5 protein-coding genes are annotated in these 4,665 nt (G+C 62.4%); 4 read left to right on the plus strand and 1 reads right to left on the minus strand.

Features of this window, described 5'->3' with window-relative positions; all coding sequences use genetic code 11:
• Nucleotides 1-667, minus strand: a 667-nt coding sequence (locus FEM54_RS25165) for a LuxR family transcriptional regulator (RefSeq protein WP_138453504.1), incomplete at its 3' end; no start/stop codon positions are given.
• A 153-nt stretch (nt 668-820) separates the two neighbouring features.
• Between FEM54_RS25165 and FEM54_RS25170 the strand changes: the two genes are divergently transcribed.
• Genes FEM54_RS25170 through argE form a run of 4 tightly spaced genes read left to right on the plus strand, consistent with a single transcriptional unit; the run spans nt 821 to nt 4,416 of the window.
• The gene (locus FEM54_RS25170) at nt 821-2,152 is read left to right on the plus strand and encodes a flavin-containing monooxygenase (RefSeq protein ID WP_420875327.1); all 1,332 of its coding nucleotides are present in this window, start codon (nt 821-823) and stop codon (nt 2,150-2,152) included.
• Nucleotides 2,153-2,175: 23 nt separating this feature from the next.
• A complete protein-coding gene (locus tag FEM54_RS25175; RefSeq protein WP_003207327.1) occupies nt 2,176-2,586 on the plus strand; it encodes a RidA family protein in 411 nt (136 codons plus the stop codon).
• A gap of 10 nt (nt 2,587-2,596) precedes the next feature.
• Nucleotides 2,597-3,274: a DUF1028 domain-containing protein gene (locus tag FEM54_RS25180; RefSeq protein ID WP_138453506.1), complete on the plus strand. Its 678-nt coding sequence runs from the start codon at nt 2,597-2,599 to the stop codon at nt 3,272-3,274.
• A complete protein-coding gene (argE, locus tag FEM54_RS25185; RefSeq protein WP_138453507.1) occupies nt 3,271-4,416 on the plus strand; it encodes an acetylornithine deacetylase in 1,146 nt (381 codons plus the stop codon). Before FEM54_RS25180 ends, argE begins: the two co-directional genes overlap by 4 nt.
• The last annotated feature ends 249 nt before the right edge of the window (nt 4,417-4,665 follow it).

The following is a 4,665-nucleotide window of genomic DNA, read 5'->3' on the forward strand; positions in this document are numbered from 1 at the left end:
CGGCCAGCGAGCGGGTGGAGTGCCCACGCAAAATGAGTTGGGCAATGCGGCATTCACGCTCGGTCAGGATCGACGAGCCGAAGTTGTTCAATGCCGCGTGAATGCGTTGCTCCAGCAGGTTTTCGAAGCGTGCGCCGTGGGCATCCAGGCCGACAAAATGTTTGCCCAGCACGGCCAGTACCCAAGGGGTTATGCGCTTGAATTGCGCGATGGTGGCGGCGTCGAGCTTTTGCGTAAACGCCAGGGACACCGCAAGGCTGGAGCCTTTGCTCGACTGCAGGAGGTAATTGAGCTCGTCTTCGAGCTGAGAGTGCCGGTAGAACGACTGGAAGTACTCGCTGAGCTCGAAGTGGTCAGGCGCAACGTCTGCCAAGGCATAGCAGCCTGAACTGACGCCTTCGACACAGGCGTCGTAAAACGGGTCGAGCAAGTAAAAGCCCGACAGGTACTGGCGCACATTGCCTTGCGGCAACCACGGCCCATCCAGCTCGAACAGTGCACTGGGCATGCCGCCGCGCGGGTAAAAATACAGCGTCGTGGCCTGTATCGGCTGCACACACCCGAGGGCATCGAACAAGGCGGCAGCGAACCCCGATTGCCCGATATTATCGGTCACCAGGGCCATCTGTTCGAACCATTGCGCAGAAGAAAGCCGGTCGTTTTCCACGTCGAAGCCTCGCTCAAAGAACTGCAAGGATGGTCACACACCCGCTCCGTCCTCGAAATCACCCGATAGGGTGAGCTTGCATCCGATATTTATGCTCACTCCAAAGCTTAATAATATTTTATTAAAAAACGCCCTCCCCCTAGCCTTGAAGCCATGCCCAAGCTGAATCCAACTGCATTACGCAAGGACAGACACATGACTCAAGCCATAACAAAAACAGACACACTGGTAGTGGGAGCCGGCCAGGCCGGTGTGGCCATGAGCGAGCACCTGAGCAAGCAAGGCGTGCCGCACCTGGTGCTGGAGCGCAGCCGTATCGCCGAGCGCTGGCGCACCGGGCGCTGGGATTCGCTGGTCGCCAACGGCCCGGCCTGGCATGACCGCTTCCCCGGCCTGGAATTTGATGACGTCGCCGCCGATGGTTTTGCGCCAAAAGAGCGCGTGGCCGATTACTTCGAAGCCTATGCCCGCAAGTTCAATGCACCGATCCGCACCGGCGTGGACGTGACCTCTGTGGTGCGTAACGTGGGCCGCCCAGGCTTTACCGTGCACACCAGCGAAGGCGTGATCGAAGCCAACCGTGTAGTCGCCGCCACCGGGCCGTTCCAGAAGCCGGTGATCCCGGCCATCGCGCCCAAAGACAGCGCGCTGCACCAGATCCACTCCGCCGACTACCGCAACCCCGCACAACTGCCCGCCGGCGCCGTGCTGGTGGTGGGCGCCGGTTCATCCGGCGTGCAAATTGCCGATGAGCTGCAGCGTTCCGGGCGCCAGGTGTACCTGTCGGTCGGTGCCCACGACCGCCCGCCGCGTGCCTATCGCAACCGAGACTTCTGCTGGTGGCTGGGCGTGTTGGGTGAGTGGGACCAGGCCGCGATGAAACCCGGTCGCGAGCACGTGACCATTGCCGTGAGCGGCGCCCACGGCGGCAAGACCATCGATTTTCGTGAGCTCGCCCAGCAAGGCATGACCCTGGTCGGCCTCACCCAAGCCTTCGACGGCAACGTCGCGCGCTTCCAAGCCAACCTGGTTGAAAACCTGGCCCGTGGCGACGAAAACTACTTGGCTTTGCTGGATGCGGCGGACGCCTACATCGAGCGCAACGGCCTCGACCTGCCCGTGGAGCCCCAAGCGCGCCGCGTATTCCCGGATGCCGAGTGCATCAAAAACCCGATCCTGGAGCTGGACCTGGCCAAGGCCGGTATCACCTCGATCATCTGGGCCACCGGGTTTGCCGTGGATTACAGCTGGCTGAAAGTCGATGCGTTTGACGCCGCTGGCAAGCCACAGCACCAGCGCGGTGTGGCCAGCGAGTCGGGCATCTACTTCCTGGGTTTGCCGTGGCAGTCGCGCCGGGGTTCGTCGTTTATCTGGGGCGTGTGGCATGACGCCAAATACGTGGCCGACCACATCGCCATCCAGCGCCAATACCTTGAATACCGCGAAGCCGCACCGGTTGCTCACCCGTCGCCGGTCCTTGCCTGATCACTTTTTTCGGAGTTTTTTTGATGCCTACTCACACTCGCATCCGCATGTTCAACACCAAGGAAACCTACCCTAACCAGAGCCTCGACAACGACCTGTGCCAGGCCGTGCGTGCCGGCAACACCGTGTATGTGCGCGGCCAGGTCGGCACCGATTTTGATGGCAACCTGATTGGCCTTGGCGACCCGCGCGCCCAGGCCGAGCAAGCGATGAAAAACGTCAAGCAACTGCTCGAAGAGGCCGGCTCCGACCTGAGCCATATCGTCAAGACCACCACCTACCTGATCGACCCGCGCTACCGTGAGCCGGTGTACCAGGAAGTCGGCAAGTGGCTCAAGGGCGTGTTCCCAATCTCCACCGGGCTGGTGGTGTCGGCCCTGGGCCAGCCACAGTGGCTGATGGAAATTGACGTGATCGCCGTGATCCCCGAATAAGGAGCTGCCCATGACCTTTTCAATCGTCGCCCGTTGCGCGGACACCGGCCAACTGGGCATCGCCATCAGCTCCTCGAGCATCGCCGTGGGCGCCCGCTGCCCATGGCTGCGGCCCGGCGTGGGCGCAGTGTCGACCCAGAACATCACGTTACCGGCCCTCGGCCCGGACGTGCTCGACCTGCTGGAACAAGGCCTCGATCCTGCGGCCGCCGTCGACAAAGCCCTGACGAGCAACGGCTACAGCCAATACCGACAACTGACGGCGATTGATCACCTGGGCCGCAGTGTGCATTTCAGTGGCAGCGAAACCCTCGGCACCCACAATGCCGTGTCGGGCGAACAGTGTGTGGCGGCGGGCAATATGCTCGCCGACCGCGCAGTAATCGAAGCGATGGTGCATGCCTTCGAACACGGCGAAGGCCAGCTCGCCGATCGACTGCTGGCGGCGATGCACGCCGCCATCAACGCCGGTGGCGAAGCCGGGCCGGTGCATTCCGCCGCGCTGGTGGTGGTGGGCGAACTGACCTGGCCGATCATCAACCTGCGCGTGGACTGGGCCGATGAACAGCCCATCGCCGAACTGCAAAAGCTCTGGGATGCCTACCGCCCGCAAGTGCAGGACTACATCGACCGCGCCCTCGCCCCCGACCGCTCGCCGGGCTACGGCGTGGCCGGAGACGAGCGATGAGCCGCAGCCGCGAACTGCTGCAGACGCTGGTGGGCTTTGATACCACCAGCCGCGAGTCCAACCTGTTGCTGATCGAATTTGTGCGCGATTACCTCGCAGGCTTCGGCGTGGCCAGCGAACTGGTCTACAACGAGGAACGCAGCAAGGCCAACCTGTTCGCCAGCATCGGCCCGGCGCATTTGCCGGGCATTGTGCTGTCGGGGCACACCGACGTGGTGCCGGTGGACGGCCAACCGTGGACTGTGCCGCCGTTTGCGCTGACCGAGCGCGACGGCAAGCTGTTTGGCCGCGGCACGGCGGATATGAAGGGTTATATCGCCTGTGTGCTGGCGTTGGTGCCAGCGTTGGTGAAAGCCAACTTGCGTATCCCGGTGCATATCGCCCTGTCTTACGACGAAGAAGTCGGCTGCCTGGGCGTGCGCTCGTTGCTCGCAGTGCTGGAGCAGCGGCCGGTGAAACCGATGCTGTGCATTATCGGTGAGCCGACCGAACTGAAACCGGTGCTCGGCCACAAGGGCAAACTGGCGATGCGTTGTGATGTGCATGGCGAGGCGTGCCATTCGGCGTATGCGCCCTATGGGGTGAATGCGATTGAGCATGCCGCCGAGTTGATTGGCGAACTGGGGCGCATTGGCCAGCGGCTGCGCGAGCAGCAGGACCCGCGGTTTGACCCGCCGTTCAGCACGGTGCAGACCGGCGTGATTACGGGCGGCAAGGCCTTGAATATCGTGCCTGCCGACTGCCGCTTTGATTTTGAAGTGCGCGCATTGCCGTCGATGGACCCGGGTGAAGTGGCTGAGGAGTTGCAAGCCTATGCCATGCAGCAGGTGTTGCCGCGTATGCAGGCCGTGAGTAAACAGAGCGCGATTCGGTTTACTGAGTTGTCGGCATATCCGGGATTAGTCACCGACGAGCGCAGCCAGGCAGCGGAGTTGATCGCAGCGTTCAGTGGCTCGCGGGACTTCGGCACCGTGGCGTTTGGCACCGAAGGTGGGTTGTTTGATGCGGTGGGCATACCCACGGTGGTGTGCGGGCCGGGGAGCATGGACCAGGGGCATAAGCCGGATGAGTTTGTGAGTATTGAACAGTTGGCAGGCTGTGATGCCATGCTGGAGCGCATGCTCGACTCGATCCACGCCTGAGCCAGCTCCCCACCAAACACCACAGTTCAACTGTGGGAGCCGGGCTTGCCCGCGATGGCGGTGTATCAGGTAGCACATTTGCAGCTGACCCACCGCTATCGCAGGCAAGCCAGCTCCCACATTTTTTGCCCTGTGTTCCAGTCCAGGCACCGCACAACCTGTGGGAGCCGGGCTTGCCCGCGATGGCGGTGTATCAGATGGCCCATTCTCAGCTGGCCCACCGCTATCGCAGGCAAGCCAGCTCCCACA

The organism is Pseudomonas edaphica (assembly GCF_005863185.1).
GTDB lineage: Bacteria > Pseudomonadota > Gammaproteobacteria > Pseudomonadales > Pseudomonadaceae > Aquipseudomonas > Aquipseudomonas edaphica.